This window comes from Streptomyces sp. NPDC021212 (assembly GCF_044332925.1).
Lineage (GTDB): Bacteria > Actinomycetota > Actinomycetes > Streptomycetales > Streptomycetaceae > Streptomyces.
In genome coordinates this window covers 29,362-45,593 of sequence record NZ_JBIRPZ010000001.1, presented here as the reverse complement: position 1 = coordinate 45,593, position 16,232 = coordinate 29,362, and the positions used below count along the sequence as shown (strand labels likewise).

Annotated in this window: 16 protein-coding genes and 4 pseudogenes; 7 read left to right on the top strand and 13 right to left on the bottom strand. The window is 71.9% G+C overall.

Translation table 11 applies throughout. From position 1 onward, the window contains the following. Positions 1–6 precede the first annotated feature (6 nt). From ACH4SI_RS00255 to ssuE, 5 genes are read left to right on the top strand one after another with little or no spacing between them, the layout of a single operon-like run. Positions 7–1,107, top strand: a complete 1,101-nt coding sequence (locus tag ACH4SI_RS00255) for an LLM class flavin-dependent oxidoreductase (RefSeq protein ID WP_398290862.1) — start codon at positions 7–9, stop codon at positions 1,105–1,107. A gap of 42 nt (positions 1,108–1,149) precedes the next feature. Then, on the top strand, positions 1,150–2,187 hold the full coding sequence (locus tag ACH4SI_RS00250) for an ABC transporter substrate-binding protein (protein WP_398290860.1): 1,038 nt from the start codon (positions 1,150–1,152) through the stop codon (positions 2,185–2,187). Then, complete coding sequence (locus tag ACH4SI_RS00245) at positions 2,184–3,359, top strand: acyl-CoA dehydrogenase family protein (protein WP_398290858.1); 1,176 nt, start codon at positions 2,184–2,186, stop codon at positions 3,357–3,359. The genes ACH4SI_RS00250 and ACH4SI_RS00245 overlap by 4 nt, the downstream gene beginning before the upstream one ends. Then, positions 3,356–4,807: an FAD-binding oxidoreductase gene (locus ACH4SI_RS00240; protein WP_398290856.1), complete on the top strand. Its 1,452-nt coding sequence runs from the start codon at positions 3,356–3,358 to the stop codon at positions 4,805–4,807. Before ACH4SI_RS00245 ends, ACH4SI_RS00240 begins: the two co-directional genes overlap by 4 nt. A gap of 54 nt (positions 4,808–4,861) precedes the next feature. Beyond that, positions 4,862–5,419, top strand: a complete 558-nt coding sequence (gene ssuE / locus ACH4SI_RS00235; RefSeq protein ID WP_398290854.1) for an NADPH-dependent FMN reductase — start codon at positions 4,862–4,864, stop codon at positions 5,417–5,419. A 16-nt stretch (positions 5,420–5,435) separates the two neighbouring features. On the opposite strand, the pseudogene ACH4SI_RS00230 reads toward ssuE, so the two are convergent. From ACH4SI_RS00230 to ACH4SI_RS00180, 11 genes and pseudogenes are all read right to left on the bottom strand, one after another. After that, positions 5,436–5,588, bottom strand: a pseudogene (locus ACH4SI_RS00230) (LLM class flavin-dependent oxidoreductase); the annotation flags it as partial. Between the two features lie 73 nt (positions 5,589–5,661). Continuing rightward, positions 5,662–5,751 (bottom strand): annotated as a pseudogene (locus ACH4SI_RS00225) (transporter); the annotation flags it as partial. A gap of 87 nt (positions 5,752–5,838) precedes the next feature. Beyond that, a complete protein-coding gene (locus ACH4SI_RS00220; RefSeq protein ID WP_398292373.1) occupies positions 5,839–6,120 on the bottom strand; it encodes a hypothetical protein in 282 nt (93 codons plus the stop codon). Positions 6,121–6,325: 205 nt separating this feature from the next. Beyond that, positions 6,326–6,838, bottom strand: a pseudogene (locus ACH4SI_RS00215) (SDR family oxidoreductase); the annotation flags it as partial. A gap of 56 nt (positions 6,839–6,894) precedes the next feature. Further along, on the bottom strand, positions 6,895–7,341 hold the full coding sequence (locus tag ACH4SI_RS00210) for a type II toxin-antitoxin system RatA family toxin (protein WP_398290852.1): 447 nt from the start codon (positions 7,339–7,341) through the stop codon (positions 6,895–6,897). Between the two features lie 36 nt (positions 7,342–7,377). Then, the gene (locus ACH4SI_RS00205; protein WP_398290850.1) at positions 7,378–8,547 is read right to left on the bottom strand and encodes an acyl-CoA dehydrogenase family protein; all 1,170 of its coding nucleotides are present in this window, start codon (positions 8,545–8,547) and stop codon (positions 7,378–7,380) included. 219 nt (positions 8,548–8,766) lie between these two features. Then, complete coding sequence (locus ACH4SI_RS00200; RefSeq protein WP_398290848.1) at positions 8,767–9,420, bottom strand: HAD family hydrolase; 654 nt, start codon at positions 9,418–9,420, stop codon at positions 8,767–8,769. Between the two features lie 56 nt (positions 9,421–9,476). Further along, positions 9,477–10,259 (bottom strand): ABC transporter permease, encoded by a 783-nt coding sequence (locus ACH4SI_RS00195; RefSeq protein WP_398290846.1) that lies wholly within the window; start codon positions 10,257–10,259, stop codon positions 9,477–9,479. Then, entirely contained in the window at positions 10,252–11,220 is a 969-nt protein-coding gene (locus ACH4SI_RS00190; RefSeq protein ID WP_398290844.1) for an ABC transporter ATP-binding protein, read from the bottom strand. The genes ACH4SI_RS00195 and ACH4SI_RS00190 overlap by 8 nt, the downstream gene beginning before the upstream one ends. Next, complete coding sequence (locus ACH4SI_RS00185; protein ID WP_398290842.1) at positions 11,210–11,791, bottom strand: hypothetical protein; 582 nt, start codon at positions 11,789–11,791, stop codon at positions 11,210–11,212. The genes ACH4SI_RS00190 and ACH4SI_RS00185 overlap by 11 nt, the downstream gene beginning before the upstream one ends. Beyond that, positions 11,788–12,831: a hypothetical protein gene (locus tag ACH4SI_RS00180; RefSeq protein WP_398290840.1), complete on the bottom strand. Its 1,044-nt coding sequence runs from the start codon at positions 12,829–12,831 to the stop codon at positions 11,788–11,790. The genes ACH4SI_RS00185 and ACH4SI_RS00180 overlap by 4 nt, the downstream gene beginning before the upstream one ends. Before the next feature lie 231 nt (positions 12,832–13,062). Here ACH4SI_RS00180 and ACH4SI_RS00175 point away from each other — a divergent pair, with 231 nt between their 5' ends. Both ACH4SI_RS00175 and ACH4SI_RS00170 read left to right on the top strand, forming a co-directional pair. Then, a complete protein-coding gene (locus ACH4SI_RS00175; protein WP_398290838.1) occupies positions 13,063–14,334 on the top strand; it encodes an aspartate aminotransferase family protein in 1,272 nt (423 codons plus the stop codon). Positions 14,335–14,407: 73 nt separating this feature from the next. Next, positions 14,408–15,319 (top strand): class I SAM-dependent methyltransferase, encoded by a 912-nt coding sequence (locus ACH4SI_RS00170; RefSeq protein WP_398290836.1) that lies wholly within the window; start codon positions 14,408–14,410, stop codon positions 15,317–15,319. Between the two features lie 64 nt (positions 15,320–15,383). Here ACH4SI_RS00170 and ACH4SI_RS00165 read toward each other — a convergent pair whose 3' ends face one another. Together ACH4SI_RS00165 and ACH4SI_RS00160 are read right to left on the bottom strand one after the other, a co-directional pair. Next, entirely contained in the window at positions 15,384–15,914 is a 531-nt protein-coding gene (locus ACH4SI_RS00165; RefSeq protein ID WP_398292277.1) for an IclR family transcriptional regulator, read from the bottom strand. A gap of 36 nt (positions 15,915–15,950) precedes the next feature. After that, positions 15,951–16,088 (bottom strand): annotated as a pseudogene (locus ACH4SI_RS00160) (helix-turn-helix domain-containing protein); the annotation flags it as partial. Between the last annotated feature and the right edge of the window lie 144 nt (positions 16,089–16,232).

The window sequence follows — 16,232 nt, the reverse complement described above, 5'->3', positions numbered from 1 at the left end:
GCAGCCATGCCCGTCGAGTTCATCAGCGCCGTCCACCCCAACCCCGCCACCGAGGGCGACCCCACCGCGGGTTCCGGAATCGATGTGGACTACGCCCGCCGCTACGCCCGTGCCCTGGACGACTCAGGCTTCGACTACACCCTGGTCACCTACCACTCGGCCGCACCGGACGCGCTCCAGCTGGCCCAGTTCGTCGCCCATCACACCGAGCGCATCAAACCGGTCCTCGCCCACCGCCCCGGGGTGGTCTTCCCCACCCACGCGGCCCGCGCACTGGCCACGTTGGACCAGATCAGCGCCGGGCGACTGGTGGTGCACATCATCTCCGGCGGCAACGACGAGGAGCAGCACCGCGAGGGCGACTACCTGGGCAAGAGCGAGCGGTACGCCCGCTCGGACGAGTACATCCAGATCCTGCGCAGGGTGTGGGAGGCCGATGGGCCGATCTCCCATGAGGGCCCGTACTACCGCTTCGAGGGCTTCCGCTCCGATGTCGCCCCGTACCACGGCACCATCCCCATCTCGGTGGGCGGCTCGTCGAGCGACGCGTACCGGGTGGGCGGGCAGCAGGGCGACATCTTCGGGCTGTGGGGCGAACCGCTGAAGGAGACCGCCGAGCAGATCGCCTCGGTGAACGCCTACGCGGACGCCGCGGGCCGCCCCCGGCCGCGCATCTGGGTGTCCTTCCGGCCGATCATCGCCCCCACCGACGAGCTGGCCTGGGAGAAGGCCCACCGCACCCTGGGCGCGGTCAAGGCCAACCACGCCGAGCGGGCCAAGCGCCGGCACTACCCGGCGGTCGGCCAGGGCACCCCGTCCAACGTCGGATCGCAGCGGCTGCTGGCCGTCGCCGAGCGCGGCGAGGTGCACGACCGCTGCCTGTGGACCGCGCCCGCCACGGCCACCAACGCCGCCGGCGCCTCCACGGCACTGGTCGGCTCCCCGGAGACGGTCGCCAAGGCGCTGCTCGACTACGTCGACATCGGCTGCGAGCTGCTGTCCATCCGCGGCTACGACCCGCTCAACGACGCCATCGACTACGGGCGTCACGTCCTGCCGCTGGTCCGTCAGGAGCTGGCGCACCGCGCCGCCACCTCGGCCGCCTGACATCCCTTCTCCCCCGTTCCCCTCATGAAAGGCATCACCGGCATGTCCAGGCTCCCGGCCCACCGTCCCCGGCGCGCCCGCGCCCGTACCGCTCTCGCCGTCGTCGTGGTGCTGACCGCCGGTGGCTTGAGCGCCTGTGGCGGCTCCGCGGGAGCGGATGGGGGCGGGAGGGGATCCTCCGTCACCCTCCGGGTCGGGGCGACCGGCTGGAAGGAGGAGGAGGCGCTGCTGAAGTTCGCGCATCTGGACGACACCCCTTACGACGTGAAGTGGAGCCTGTTCCAGGGCGGCGACCGGCAGTTGGAGGCGGTGCGCGCCGGTGCGCTGGACGTGGCGAGTTCCAGCGAGATCCCGCCGGTCTTCGCGGCGGCCGACGGAAAGCCGAACTTCAAGGTCGTCGCCGTGAGGCGCGGCAACACCCTCAACCAGGAGGTCGTGGCCCCCAAGGGGTCCCCGATCACCTCGATGTCGCAACTGCGGGGCAAGAAGGTTGGCTACGTCAAGAACACCACCGCCCACTATTTCCTCTACGAACTCCTGAAGCGGGCCGGACTCGGCTGGGACGACATCGAGGCCGCCCCGCTGGATCCCGACAAGGGGATCGCCGCGTTGAACGGCGGTTCCATCGACGCGTTCGCCGGATACGGCAACGCGGTCATCACCGCCCATCAGCGTGGCGCCCGCACCATCGGTTCCGGCAAGGACATCCTCTCCGGCAACTTCCTGTGGACGGCCTCGGACGACACCCTCGGCGGCGCGGCGGAGCGCAAGGCGCTGGCAAATCTGCTGGCCCGTATCGACAAGGCGTTCGCCTATGTGCGCGACGGTCGCCAGAAGGAGTACGCGAAGCTCATGGCCGCCGCCACCCACCAGCCGGTGGATCAGGCGCTGGAGGAGTTCACGGAGGGACAGGCCCAGCGCAGGACCGGGATACGGCCGGTGAGCCCAGGGGCCACCGCCTCCGAGCAGAAGGTCGCCGACGCCTTCGGTGACCTCGGCGCGGTGAAGCGGAAGCTGAAGGTGAGCGAATTCTGGAGCGACCGTCTGACCCCGCGACTGCGCAAGGAACTCGCCTCATGACCACCGACCTCTCGCTTCCCGTCCCGGACCTGACCTCGCTCTCCTCCGTGACGCGACGGCTCGCCACCACCGCGGCCGGGTACGACCGCGACGGCACCTTTCCGGCCGAGGGGATACGCGCCGCGCACGAGGCCGGGCTGCTCACCGCCACCGTCGACGAGCGGTACGGGGGTCCCGCCCTCGGGGTGGCGGCCACCGCGCGCATCCTGCACGCGCTCGGCGAAGGCGACCCGTCGGTGGCGCTGATCGCCGCCATGAGCCTCTCCGTCCACCGCCGCCAGGCCGTGCGGCCGCACTGGCCGGAAGAGCTCTACGGGCAGGTGCTGGCCGAGGCCGCTTCGCGGCCGGTGCTGCTCAACCATGTCCGTGGCGAGCCCGAACTCGGCTCACCCGCGCGAGGAGGACTGCCCTCGACGGTGGCCCGGCGCACCTCGGACGGCTGGTCGCTCAGCGGCCACAAGCGCTTCGCGACGGGTGTGGAAGGGCTGGACTGGCTGCTGGTGTGGGCCGCCACGGACGAGCCCACGCCACGGGTCGGCACCTTCGTGGTGCCCGGCACCGCCCCCGGAATCGAGGTCACCCACCGTTGGGACCATCTGGGGCTGCGCGCCAGCGGAAGCCATGACATCGCACTGCACGAGGTCGAGATCCCCGAGGGCAACGTCATCGACCTGACCGGGCACGGCGCCGCGGCGGAGCAGGACAACCGCGCGGGCGCGGCCCTCCATCTGCCGCTCGCCGCCCTCTACCTGGGCGTGGCGCGCGCCGCCCAGGGTTACGTCCACCGCTTCGCCCACGAGCGGGTCCCCGCCAACCTCGGCCATCCGGTGGCCCGTACCGAGCGCTTCCGGCGTGTGGCCGGTGAGATCGCGCTGCGGCTGGACTCCGCCGAACATCTGGTGTTCACGGGCGCGGAGCGGGTCGACGGGGCCGACGGCTCGTACACCGCCGAGCACGCGCTGGGCGCCCGGGTCCTGGCGGACCGGCACGCCGCCGAGGCGGTCGCCCTGGGAGTGCGGCTGCTGGGGAATCCGGGGCTGTCCCGCGACAACCCCCTGGAGCGTCACTTCCGGGACGTCCAGTGCGCCCCGGTCCACGCCCCGCAGGAAGACACGGCGCTGCTCGCCATCGGCGCGGCCGCGCTCGGCACACGAAGTGAGAGGCCGACATGACCGCCCCGCTGTCCGATCCGGATACGGCCGACCGCACGGGCTCCGCACCCGCGCATGCCGCCGATACGGATACCACCGACACGGCTGCCACCGCGCTGCTGGCGGCCCTGCGCCGCGCCCTGCCCGACGGGACGCTCGGCACCGGCCCCGAGGCCACCGGCCCGTACGCCACCGACCGCTCCGGCAGCAGGCCGGACGGCGTCCCGCTCGCGGTCGTCCACGCCACGCACACCGAACACGTCCAGACGGCTCTGCGGCACGCCCACGACCTACGGGTACCGGTCGTACCGCGCGGGGCGGGAACAGGTCTCTCCGGCGGGGCGAGCGCGGGCGCGGGCAGTGTCGTCCTCGATCTGTCACGCATGAACCGCATCCTGGAGCTGAGCCCCGAGGAGCAGATCGCCGTCGTCGAACCGGGTGTCATCACCGCCGACCTGGACCGCGCGGCGGGCGAGTTCGGACTGCGCTACGCACCCGACCCGGCGAGCACGGCGATCTCGACCATCGGCGGGAACATCGCGACCAACGCGGGCGGGCTCCGCTGCGCCAAGTACGGGGTCACCAGGGACGCGCTCCTGGGCCTTGACGCGGTGCTCGCGGACGGCACGCTGGTGCGGACCGGACGGCGCACGGTCAAGGGCGTCACCGGCTATGACCTGACCGCCCTGCTCACCGGCTCCGAAGGCACCCTCGGGGTGATCACCGCCGCCACCCTGCGGCTGCGCCCGGTACCGGAGGAGACCGTCACGGTCGCCGCGTACTTCGCCACGTTCGCCCAGGGTGCCGAGGCCGTCTCCGCGCTCACCGCCGCCCGTGTCGAGCCCGCCATGGCAGAGCTGCTCGACGGCCCGGTACTGGGCGCGGTGGACGATGCCCAGGGCACGGCTCTGCGGTCGCGCGGGGGCTCTCTGCTGCTCCTCCAGTGCGATGGGCGGGGCGCGGCCGCCGAGGCCGACGCGGCCGTACGGTGCTTGCGCGGGCAGGCGACTTCGGTCGAGGTCACCGGGGACCCGGCCGAGGCGGACCGGCTGCTCGCCGCGCGGCGGCTCACCCTGCCCTCGCTGGAGCGGTTGGGCCGGGTCCTGATCGAAGACATCGCCGTACCCCGGAACCGACTGGCCACGGCCGTACGCGAGATCGACGCCGCGGCCGACCGCCACGGGGTGCGGATCTTCACCTTCGCCCATGCCGCCGACGGCAACCTCCACCCCATTCTCGTCCTCGACCCGGCCCTCCCCGGCATCCCGGACGCCACCTGGCAGGCCGCGGGCGACATCTTCGGCGCCGCCCTCCGCCTCGGCGGCACGCTCACCGGTGAACACGGCGTGGGCACCCTCAAACGACGCTGGCTCGCCGACGAGCTCGGACCGGACCAGCACCGACTCCAGCGCCGTGTCAAGGCGGCCTTCGATCCGCGCGGCATCCTCAACCCGGGCAAGGCGCTCTGACGTCGTCCCGCGACCATTGATTGCCCCGCACCGACGATTTCGAGGTGACCCTCCATGTCCACCGTCCTGTCCGTCTCGGGAAGCCCCTCCGCCACCTCCCGCACCGCCCGTCTCCTGCGCCAGCTGGACTCCCGGCTCGCCGCACAGGGGCACCAGGTGATCCCCCTGGACATCCGCACCCTTCCGGCCGAGGCCCTGCTGCACGCGGACTTCGGACATCCGGAGATCGTCCGCGTCACAGAGCTCGTCGCGCGGGCCGACGCCGTCGTCATCGGCACCCCGGTCTACAAGGCCGCGTACTCGGGGCTGCTGAAGTCGCTGCTCGACCTGCTGCCGCAGTACGCGCTGGAGGGCAAGACCGTGCTGCCACTGGCAACCGGCGGCAGCACCGCTCATGTGCTGGCCATCGACTACGGGCTGCGTCCGGTGCTCGCCTCCATGGGGGCCGCACACATCACGCCGGGCTGGTTCGTGCTGGACAAGCACATCGAAGCGCGGGACGACGGGGGTGTCGTGGTGGACCCCACGGCACGGGAAGGGCTCGAACGGGTCGTCGACCAGTTCTCAGCGGTGCTGAGCAGCCCGGGTTCCGCCGACGCGGTCGCCGCGTGACCGACTCGGATCGGTGGCGTTGCCACTCCTCGGCGAGCAGTTCATAGGAGCGCACCCGGTCGGCGTGGCGGTGGGTGATGGTGATGATGAGCACTTCGTCGGCGCCGGTGGCTTCCTGAAGCCGTTCGAGGTCGTCGGCGACGCGTGGGGGCGAGCCGACGAACTGGCTTACTCGTTGTCGGAGGGGTTTGGCAGCATAGGGGTGGACGAGAGCCTTCCGAGCGCCGCCGACCTTCCCGCCACCGAGCCCGCCGTGCGGCCAACGCCCGGCCGCTGACGGAAGCTACCGTCTCAAGGCCGAGCAGGTCGCTCCCGAAGAGTCGGTAACGAACCGTCCGTCCACCGTGGACCGGCCCCGTGCAGTACTCGCTCGCCAGAAACCGCACGCCGCCTTCAGGCTCGACACCTTCCCTCCTCGGCTAAGCCCTGTCGTGGGTACCGACGGCGGCGGGCGCGGTACGCCGGCCGTTCCATGGCTGGGGAACCCGGCGGGCGGAGCTCTCGTGCGTCTCGGCCCAGCGCCGGATCGAGCGGAACAGTACCTGTTCGCTGTCCGCGACCTGGTGCGTGACGTCGAACGGCTCCGTCACCGACAGATAGCCCTGGTAGGCGCGGAAGGCGGTGACCCGCAAGAGCTGCGCACGGTCCAGGTGCTGCTCGGCGAAGGGCAGGTGGAAGCGGTTCCACTGCTCGGGTGTCACCCAGGGGAGGCGCTCCAGCAGGGGAACCCCGTGCTCCGAACGCCAGGAGTTGAGGGCGTCCCGGATGGTGTCGGAACACCTCCCCCACCTTCTGGGCCCCTTCACCGCGCCCCAGGACCGACAGCCGGTGGCCGTTCGGCGGGCCCGCGGCGATCAGCCGCGTGACGTGCCCGGCCACGTCGTCGGTGCTGACGATGTCCATCAGCCCCTTCTCCGCCGCCACCAGGGCGGGGACGGCGCCGCTGCACAGAGAGGAGGGCAGCCAGAAGAAGCCGCTGTAGCGGTCCAGCGCGCCATCGGCCCTGGCGCCCATCATGATGGGGAAGCGCAGGATGTCGGCGCTCTCCCGGGTGGTGCGCAGCAGGCGTTCGGCCGCGGCCTTGGACCACTCGTAGGAATTGCGGTAGGCGTCCGGGGAGGGCGAGGAGATGTCACCCCGCAGCCCGGTGACGTAGGAGGAGGACAGGTGGATGAGGTGGGTTTCGGGGCCGGTGAGGGCGAGCAGGGCGCGCAGCGGCCCGACGTTCGCTTCCTCGGCCTGCTCGTGCGGCAGGTTCCAGCGGGTGTCGGCGGCGCAGTGGACCACCGCGTCCCATGGGACGCGGAGCTCGGGAGGCGGCTCCTCCTGACCGGCCCGCCAGGCGTACTGCCGCGGCCCCGCTCCGCCGCGGCGGCTCACGCCGTACACCTGGTGGCCCGCCGCGTCCAGCGCGCGCACGATGACGGTGCCCACGCCTCCGGTGGCGCCGGTTACCAGGATGCGGGCGGGCGCGTTCACCGGGCCACCGTGATCCGCTGCTCGATGGCGCGCAGCATGTGCTCGGAGTTCTCCCGCAGCGCCCTGGCGGCGACGGGGTTGAGCATGTCGGCCAGCAGCGGGATGCCTATCTCGAAGTCGACCGAGAAGACGACCACCGAGGTCCCGTCCCCGGCGTCCTCGATGCGCCAGGAACCGGTGAACTCGTCGAGGTCGCCGGAGGTCTGGGAGAACGACATGACGCGGTTCTCCTCGTCGAGTTCGTCCTCTTCCACCCACTCCAGTACGGAGCCCTTGAGCAGCACCGACCACGCACTGGTGCGGACGCCGGACTCCGACTCCCCCAGGACGGTCACCGACTCGACGTTGTCCATGAACGTGGCGTAGTCCTCCAGCCGGGTGACGGCCTCCCAGGCGTCGGCCGCCGGAGCCTTGATCGGCAGATTGACCTCGACGTGGGGCATGGCTTGTCTCCTTAGGGAATCAACGCGGGGGGCGGCTCAGTTGGCCGGGTCGAAGCTGATCGCGCGCCCGGTGCTGAACGCGCCGACGGCCTCGTCGCAGGTCAGCAGCGACGGCGGATGGTGGTGGACGGCGAGCGAGTCGATCAGGAGCGAGGCGGCTTCCTGCCCGCGCCCATAGATGCGGCTGCCGACGACCGGGGTGACGGCGGTCAGCACCCGGTCGCGGGTGTCGCTGAGCGAGGCACGCAGGCCCATCGCCGCGGCCAGGGCCGCCTGCCCGCCGATCGCGCCCGACTCGAAGTCCGTGGCGAACTGGCGGCAGGCGCCGCCGAGGGTCAGCAGCTCGCGGGTGGCGCGGCCGAGCAGAGCGGTCCTGGGTCCGAACGCGCCCGCCCCCGTCACCTGCCGGTACGCCACGTCCAGCAGTCCGCTCAGGACTCCGTGGTACGTGGCCGTCAGCAGCACCACGAACCAGGCCATGCCGGAGATGACGGTCTCGTCGATGACATCGGCGGGGCCGCGGTGGAAGACCACCCGGTCGTCGATCTCCACGTCGTTCAGGACCAGCCGGGCCGTGTCGGAGTCCGTCATGCCGATCGAGGGCCACTCCCCCCCGATGTCCAGGCCCGGTGAAGAACGGGGGCACAGGGCCAGGATCGTCTCGTCGGTCCCGGCGACGCGGGCGGTCAGACACACCAGGGTGGCCGTGGTGGCGAGCGAGCAGGGGTACTTCACACCCGTCACGCGGTAGCCCTTGGCGGTCTGGACGGCCTCGGACCGGCTGCTCATGAAGTTGGGGCTGCCGCCCGGTTCCGCGAACGCGGACGCGACCAGGGCGCCGGACTCGGCGATCGCTTCCAGCAGCATCCAGGTCGTGTCCCGGTGCCGTCTCCAGTAGTCGGCCATCAGGCCCACCGTGAAGGCGTGCATGTTCAGGGCGATCGCCGCCGAGGGGTCGGCCATGCCCAGCGCCCGCTGGGCGGAGGCCGTCTCGACCAGGTTCGCGCCCGCGCCGCCGAACTCCACCGGGACCGGCAGCGCCGCGTAACCGCCGGCAGCGAGGTCGCGGATGCGTTCGGGACCGGTAGCACCCTCACGGGCCCGGGGGGCCTTCCACGCCGTGCTCCAGCCGGCGTCGAGCAGCGTCCGGTGCGGGGCCTCGCTGTCCGCGGAGTTTCCGGCGTCGTTCGTGGTGACCGTCGTCATGACTCTTTCTCCCGGGGCCGGGGCCGGTCCGGCGTCCTCCGCGCGGGGGAGGGCGGCCGGCGGCAGGGGATCGCGCGCGGCGACCGCTCTCGCACGACGTCCGGTCGTGGGCGGCATCAGGAACTCTAAGCAGAACGGCCGACGGGAATCAGCGGGTGTTTCCCTCTGCGGAACACCGAATCGAGCCAAGGTGAAGGCGCGGGGAGGAACGGCCGGTGCTCACAGGTCCAGCAGGGTGAGGAGTCCGGTCAGATCGGGGGCCCGGGGATCCACCCGCACCGTGTCCCAGCCGAGGGCGGCGGCCGGCGCGATGTCGAGCTCCTCGGAGTCGCCGACCATCACGCGCCGCTCGAAGGCGCCCTCCCCGATCAGCTCGAACGCGCGCCGGTCGGGTTTCTTCGGGCCGCCGTCCGCGGTGAACAGCGCCCGGTCGTACACCTCCGGCACTCCCGTCCGCCGCAGCAACCTGCGCATCAGGTTGCCCGGGAGAAAGCAGTTGGACAGCAACCGGACGGTGTGACCGGCGTCGGCAGCACGGCGCATCGCGGCGGCCGCCGGCTCGCACAGCTCGTACTGGTCGGCGTCCGTGCAGCCGTGCGCGTGCCACAACGCCTTCTCCAGGTCGGCTTCCGACCGCCGCTCGCCCTGCTCCCGCAAGGCCGACTCCAGCAGGCCGATGATCGGCGGCTGGAGCGCGGACCGGTCCGACATCGCCGCGAACACATGGGCGTAGACCGTCTCCACGGCCCGCGCCGCGCACCGCTCATCCAGCGTCAGCACCTCGGCGAGGCGGACGGTGAACGTCTCGGGTCCCGGCAAGGGCGGGGACATGATGAGGGTTTCGAAGCAGTCGAAGACCACGGCGGCGGGCATGGCCGGCCTCTCTTGTGTCGGAGTGTCGATGGCGCACCGCACGGAGCCCGCCCGCTTCAGGACCAGGAGAGCTTGCGGTGACCGGTGCGGAAGAAGACCAGGGTCACGACGGTGAGTCCGGCCGCGAAGGCGCACAGCACGCCGGCCGGGAGGAGGACCTCGGAAACGCCGCCGCCGTCGAGGATGACGGTGGAGAAGCCGCGCATCGCCCAGTAGCTGGGCACCCCGGGGGCGAGCGGGCGGGCCCAGTCCGGCAGCACGGACCGCGGGGTCAGCGCGCCACCGAGCCCGGCGAAGAGCAGTGCGAGGAGGTTGGCGATGACGCTGAGCTGGGCGATGGAGCGGCACAGCGCCACCAGCGCCATGCCGACCATGACCACGCACAGGGCGAGTGGCACGCCCACCACGGCCAGCGCCAGGCAGGAACCACGCACCCGCAGCCCGAACAGGAACCCGCCCGCGCCGAAGAACACGGCGAGCTGCACCAACGCGACCGCCAGCGGGATCAGCAGACGCCCGGTCACCAGCTCGAACGGCCGCGCGCAACTGGCCCGCAACCGGTCCCAGGTGTTCCAGCCGTGCTCCCGGAACATCGCGAAGCCCACGACGTTGACGAGGAAGAACAGGAACATCACCGCCATGCCGGGCACGCCTTGTTCGGCACCGTTGGCGTCGCGTATGTCGTCGGCCCGCAGGGCCGCGCGGAACAGCGGCTGCATGAAGCTCATGATGAGCAGCGGCATGACCGTACGGACGATCAGCGGCGCGGGATCGCGTACCAGCAGTCTCCAGTCCTGCCGGACCAGTGCGTTGATACGGCCCAGTGAACCGTCACCCATGGCGTCCCGCCTCGAGTTCGCGGGCCGTCAGGTGCAGGAAGGCACTTTCCAGACTGGGCTGCACCACGCGCAGGTTGACCAGGAGCCGGACCGACTCGCCCAGCGCCGCGAGCACGTCGGTCGTCGCCAGTTGCGGCTGTTCGACGTGCACGCGCAGCACCCCGTCCGCGCCGTGGGTCACCGGCCACGGAAGGCGCAGCGGGGGCACACCACCGTCGAAGGTCAGCTCCACGGCGCTGTCCCCGTGGCTGCGCACCAGCTCCGGGAGCGTGCCCCGGGCGATCAGGCGGCCGTGGTCCAGTACGGCCACGCTCGCGTCGAGCGCCTCGACCTCGGGAAGGTAATGGGTGGAGTAGCAGACGGCCGTACCGGAGCCGGCCAGCTCCTTGACGTAGCCGATGAGCCGGGCCCGGGTCTCCACGTCCACACCGGCGGTGGGCTCGTCGAGCAGGACCAGCTTCGGCCGGTGCAGCAGGGCCATGGCGGTGTGCACGCGCCGCTGCTCGCCTCCGGAGAGGGCGGAGACGCGGCGCTCGAGCAGGGCCGTGAGCCCGAACGGTTCGGCGACCTCCTCGGTGCGCGCCCGGGCCCGCCGGCCGCGCAGACCGGCCAGCTCCGCGAAGAACCGCAGGTTCTGCCGCACGGTCAGGGTGTGGTAGACGCCCAGTTCCTGCGGGGCCAGGCCGAGGTCGCGGCGGGCCCGGCGCGGATCGCTCCCGGTGTCGACGCCGCGTATCTCGATCCTGCCGGTGTCCGGCGTCAAGAGCCCCGCCACCAGCGACATCAGGGTCGTCTTGCCCGCCCCGTTGTGGCCGAGCAGGCCCATGATCTCCCCCTCGGCGACCTCGAGGTCGACCCCCTCCAGAGCCGTCGTGCCGCCGTACCGCTTGCCGACCGCGCGCAGGGACAGGGCCGGTATCGCGGCGCCGTCGGCACGCCGGGGTTCCGGATCAGTCGGCACGGCGGGTCCAGGCCTCCGGCAGCAGCCCCGGCAGTCCGACGCGGTCCAGCGCCGGCTGCCACGTGCGGGCCAGTTTGAAGCCCTTCATCAGGCCGCTCCCGGACCGCACGTTGGGAAGCGGTTCGGCATACCCCAGAAGCGCCTCGGTGTCGTGCAGATGGCGCCGGACCCGGTCCAGCCACTCCTCGCCGCCCTCGCCCACGGCCTCCCAGCCCTCCGCGGCGAGGTTCAGCCCGGCCTCGGCGTCCTCGGCCGCGACCCCGGCGAAGGGGTCGAAGGCCGCCTCGTCACGGCCGTAGACCAGTTCGCCCTCGGTGCGCAGTCCGCGGATGGACAGGGAGAGCTGCACCAGCTCGTACGCCATGAGGACGGCGACCTCCGCCTGTCCCGCGGTGACGGCGCCCTCGATGTCCTCCAGGCGGGACCGGCAGGTGAGCAGCAGGCGGGCCGCGCCGTGGGCGCGGAAGGCGAGCAGCCGCCGCAGATCGGCCGGGGCCGCGTCGGCGCACCCCGGATCCGTTCCGGAACCGGTGGCGGCATGGGCGGGCGCGAGGGCGTCGGGGTGCGTCACGCGGACACCTCCGGGTCGGGGAGTGCGACACCGAGCCACACCATGTTGTGGACGAACAGGGGCAGGAGGTCATCCGGAGGACAGGTGTCGAGCGGGCCCGACCAGATGACCGCGCCGCTGTCGTCGGGCGGGAGGTCCCGCCGCGGGACTTCGAGGGCGCGCATCTGCCAGCGGTCCACAATCGTACGGTCGTCCAGCGGTATCGTCCCGATGCCGGTGGACCAGCGCAGTACCGCGTGCAGGGAGGCGCCGTCACCGACCAGGCGCTCGACGGCGGCGAGGCGGTGTGGGACCCGGTCGCCGGACGTCGGCGGCGAGGTCAGCGCCTCACGGAGCAGGGCCAGGCCCTCGGTGTCGCCGAGCACCCGGAGCTTCTCGCCCACCCACTTGGCCGTGAAGTACAGCTCACCGCCCGCCGCGGCCCGCGCGTTGAGCGCGGCTACCACGGCCTCCCGGGCGCGGACCGCGGCCGCCATGGGTTTGGCGCCGAGCAGCCAGCGGGCGGCCAGCGCGAGCCGGTGCGCTTCCACGGTCCACCACTGGTGCACCGCGTCCGCCAGCCACGGACCGCGCAGCCCCGCGTACCAGTCGTCCCACGGCGGCGAGACCATCAGCGGCAGTCCGAGCGCCAGCCGGCTCGTGGTGTTGAGGGTGCGGCGCCGGTGGTTCCAGGCGTCCTCGGTGACCGTGGCGAACCGGGGCCAGGGCCCGGAGGCCAGTTCGGCGGCGCCGTTCCGCACCGAGCTGGCCCGGCGGATGCTGACGTCGATCAGCGTTCCGTGTTCGTGGGACTGGATGGGAAAGCGGGTGAGCTTGTCGTTCTCCACCAGGACCAGCAGATCGAGATCGCTGCGGTGGTTACCGAACCCCGTGAGGACCGATCCGGCGGCGACCGCGAGCGCCGGTGTGCCCATCCCCTGATCGGCTTCTTTCAGTACCGCGTCCCTGCTCAGTCCGCGCTGTTCCAGGAACAGGTTCAGACGCTTTTCCAGAGTGGCGGAGTCCGGGAACGCGACAGCGGTGGCTGATGTGGTCTCCATGCGGTCGGTAACAACCCTTCGGATGCAGATGACGGCAGCGCGGGGTCGGCGATCCCGCTGCCTCGCGCAGCCTCGCAGTCACCGACGCCCCGGTTCAATGAACGTTCCGGCAGCCGGAACGTGACTTCTCATCAACACGGTCCGGGAGTAAAACCATTGACCGGACAGCGGAACCCCTCAAACACGCGCACCGGATCCACCGGACGAGGAGACGAGGAAAGGACAGTCCCGATGACCGCGAACGCCAGACACGGGACCGCCCGGCATGCGCTGGACATGACGCGCAAACACCTTTCGCCCCAGCTGGCCCTCGTCTACGGAATGAACGGATCCGGCGCGATCGAGATGAGCGGCGAAGGTGCCCGCATTCGGCTCTCCGACGGCCGCACCACCCTGGACTTCGGGAGCTACGCGGTCACCCTTCTCGGCCGGGGCCACCCGGCCGTTCTCGCCTCGGTACGCCGTGAGCTGGAGATGATGCCGGTGTCCACCCGCGTCCTGGGCAACCGCACGACCGCGGATCTCGCCGGCGCGCTGGCGGACTGGGCCGACCCGGAGCGGCTGACCAAGGTGTGGCTGGGGCTGAACGGCTGCGACGCCGTCGAAGCGGCACTCAAGATGGCACGCTTCGCCACGGGGCGCACCCGTGTCGTCGCCGTCGAGGGCGCCTATCACGGGAAGTCCCTCGGCGCTCTGGCGGCGACCTGGAACGCGCGCTACCGCGGTTCGCTCGAACCGCTGCTCGGTGGCGTCACCCACATCGCCGCCGACACCTCCGCGATACCCGGCGCCTTCGCGGACGGCGAGGTGGCCGCCGTCCTCGTCGAGCCCGTCCAGGGCGAGGGCGGGGTACGGCCGCTGGAACCCGGGTTCCTGCGGGCCCTCGCCCACGCCGCGCACGAGCACGGGGCCTTCCTGCTGGCCGATGAGGTCCAGACCGGACTGCGCCGCTGCGGACCCCGCCTGACCAGTATCGACGCCGGTATCCGGCCTGACGCCGTCCTGCTCGGCAAGGCTCTCGGCGGCGGCGTGCAACCGCTGTCCGCCGTGGTGGCGACACCGGAGCTGTACGCGCCGCTCGCGGCCGATCCGTTCCTGCACACCACGACGTTCTCCGGGTATCCGCTGGGCGCCGCGGCGGGCATCGCGACACTCGCGGCGGTGGAAGAACTCGCCCCGCGCGGCGAGCACGTGGCGGGACTGTTCGCCTCGGGCCTGGCGTCGCTCGCCCGGCGGCATCCGGCCCTGATCACGGAGGTACGCGGCCGGGGACTGCTGTGGGGCGTGGAGTTCGCCACTCCCGCGGTCGCCGGAGACGTCTTGATGGAACTCGGCCGGCAGGGACTCGTGGTCTCCCCCTGCCTGGGCCGGCCGGAGGTGCTCCGGCTGCTTCCGCCGCTGGTCGCCACGGACGAGGAGGTGGAGGAGGCGCTCGCCGTCCTGGACACCGTCTGCGCCGCGGTGCCCGACGAATTCCGGCCTCCGGCCGTGGCAACGCCCTGAACCGGCCCGAGCCCGCCCGTCCCCGGCCACCGCCCTCCCCCGGGCAGGACCGCACCCACCGAGGAGTATCGCTGTGCCGACCACCGGAGTTCCCGGCCACGAGGTCCCGGCCGAGCAGGGCGGCGTCCAGTACCGCTACCACAGGAACCTGTTCCCGGCACTGCACGACTGGGACAACACCGAGCGGGCGATCGTCGGGTTCACCGGCGAGGACGGGCCCAGCGGTCTGCTCGGTCTCGACCAGATGGGCCACTTCGGGCCTCAGGGCTGCGATCTGGTCGTCGATACCGTCGTCGCCACGGCCGACGGTGGCCCGGGCGGTGACGGAGTGGACCTGTGCGAGCTGGGCAGCGGTTTCGGCGGCGCACTGCGGTACACGGTGGACCGGCTCTCCTCGCGCCAAGTCACCGTACGGCACGCCTACGGCGTCGATCTCGTCGCCGAGCACTGCGCGGTGAGCCGTCGCATCAGCCGCGCGCAGGGGCGCGAGGGGATGACGGAGATCTGCGCCTCCGCCACCGCTGTTCCTCTCCCCGACGCCTCGCTCGACGTGGTGGTGGTGACGGGATCGATGCCGCACTTCCCCAGGCCCGGCGACGTCCTGCGCGAGGCCGCGCGCCTCCTGCGGCCCGGCGGACTGCTCGTCCTCACCGAGGAGGTGAGCCTGACCCCCGGCGGCGGGACGCCGTCCGCGGCGTTTCGCGTGACCCATCCGTCCGAGGTCTTCTTCACCACCCCCCTCGCCGACCGGGTGCGCCAGCTCGACCAGGCCGGATTCGCCGACGTGGCACGGCGCGACCTGACGGAATGGGCCGTGACCCTGCTCGCCGAGCGGCTCAAGGTGATACGGATCTTCCGGGGAAGCGTTGCCGCGATCTACGGTTCCGCGTCGGTGGACCTCATCCGGGACACTCTCATGGCGGCTCGCGACGAATATCTGGCGGGGCGATTGCTGCCCGCCCTGTTCACGGCACGGCGCGTCTGACATGACACCGCGCCGCCGCTACGGCCGGTCGGGACCGCCGGCACCGACACCGTGGACGGCACGGTCACCCCACCGGAACGCCGACCAGTTCCGGGGTTCGCCGCAGCGCCTGTGAGACGGCGGCGCACGCGGCCCGCAGATGCGAGGCAGCCGTGACCACCTGCATCCGGTCGTGCGGCCCGACGACCGCCAGCGCTCCGACAGCCCTGCTCGACGTGGTCAGCACCGGCGCCGCGATACCGACGGAGTGCGCGCCGCGGACGGCCACGAACCCCTGGTGCCGCGTCCGGTCCCCCTCTCCCTCCGTCGCGCGCGCCCCTGGACGGGAGCGGACCGTGCCCGCGCCGGGCGCGCGGAGCGCCTTCTTCGCCGCCTCGGCCGCGGCCCAGCTCTCTTCGGCGCCGAGCCGGGCGTCGGCCGCGCCGTATGCGCGGCGCACCGTGTCCACCAGTGCCGCGTCGGCACCGAAGGCGTCGCAGATGAAGACGAAAACACTCCCACGCGTGCGGTGCTGCAAGCGTTCCGCGTACGGGGAGGCCAGATCGCGCAGCCGGAGTTGCCGGGGGACCCGGGCGCCCAGCATGAAAAGAGCCACGCCGAGCCTGAGTCCTTTCTCCCCCCGCTCCAGCACTCCCTCCCGGACTAGTTCGGAGATGATGCGGTGGGCGGTCGCCTTGGGCATGTCGGCGCGGCGCGCTAATTCGGAAAGCGGAAGTTCCGATTCCCCCGGCCGGAAGCAGCGCAGAATACAGAGGCCGCGCGCCAGCATGGAGCGGGAGGGATTCTCTGGGGACACGGGTTTTCTCCGTATCTAAGGGACTGGACTGGTAAGGATGCGCCATCGCCCCCATACCGTAACCGCGCGCCAGGATCAACTGGGTGCATATCAGCCAGGAGCAAGGGGTATACCGGC

Coding starts and splice junctions, on each gene's coding strand:
- ACH4SI_RS00245 (WP_398290858.1), top strand. CDS start 2,184: ATGACCACCGACCTCTCGCTTCCCGTCCCGGACCTGACCTCGCTCTCC.
- ACH4SI_RS00250 (WP_398290860.1), top strand. CDS start 1,150: ATGTCCAGGCTCCCGGCCCACCGTCCCCGGCGCGCCCGCGCCCGTACC.
- ACH4SI_RS00195 (WP_398290846.1), bottom strand. CDS start 10,259: ATGGGTGACGGTTCACTGGGCCGTATCAACGCACTGGTCCGGCAGGAC.
- ACH4SI_RS00175 (WP_398290838.1), top strand. CDS start 13,063: ATGACCGCGAACGCCAGACACGGGACCGCCCGGCATGCGCTGGACATG.
- ssuE (WP_398290854.1), top strand. CDS start 4,862: ATGTCCACCGTCCTGTCCGTCTCGGGAAGCCCCTCCGCCACCTCCCGC.
- ACH4SI_RS00240 (WP_398290856.1), top strand. CDS start 3,356: ATGACCGCCCCGCTGTCCGATCCGGATACGGCCGACCGCACGGGCTCC.
- ACH4SI_RS00180 (WP_398290840.1), bottom strand. CDS start 12,831: ATGGAGACCACATCAGCCACCGCTGTCGCGTTCCCGGACTCCGCCACT.
- ACH4SI_RS00210 (WP_398290852.1), bottom strand. CDS start 7,341: ATGCCCCACGTCGAGGTCAATCTGCCGATCAAGGCTCCGGCGGCCGAC.
- ACH4SI_RS00255 (WP_398290862.1), top strand. CDS start 7: ATGCCCGTCGAGTTCATCAGCGCCGTCCACCCCAACCCCGCCACCGAG.
- ACH4SI_RS00205 (WP_398290850.1), bottom strand. CDS start 8,547: ATGACGACGGTCACCACGAACGACGCCGGAAACTCCGCGGACAGCGAG.
- ACH4SI_RS00200 (WP_398290848.1), bottom strand. CDS start 9,420: ATGCCCGCCGCCGTGGTCTTCGACTGCTTCGAAACCCTCATCATGTCC.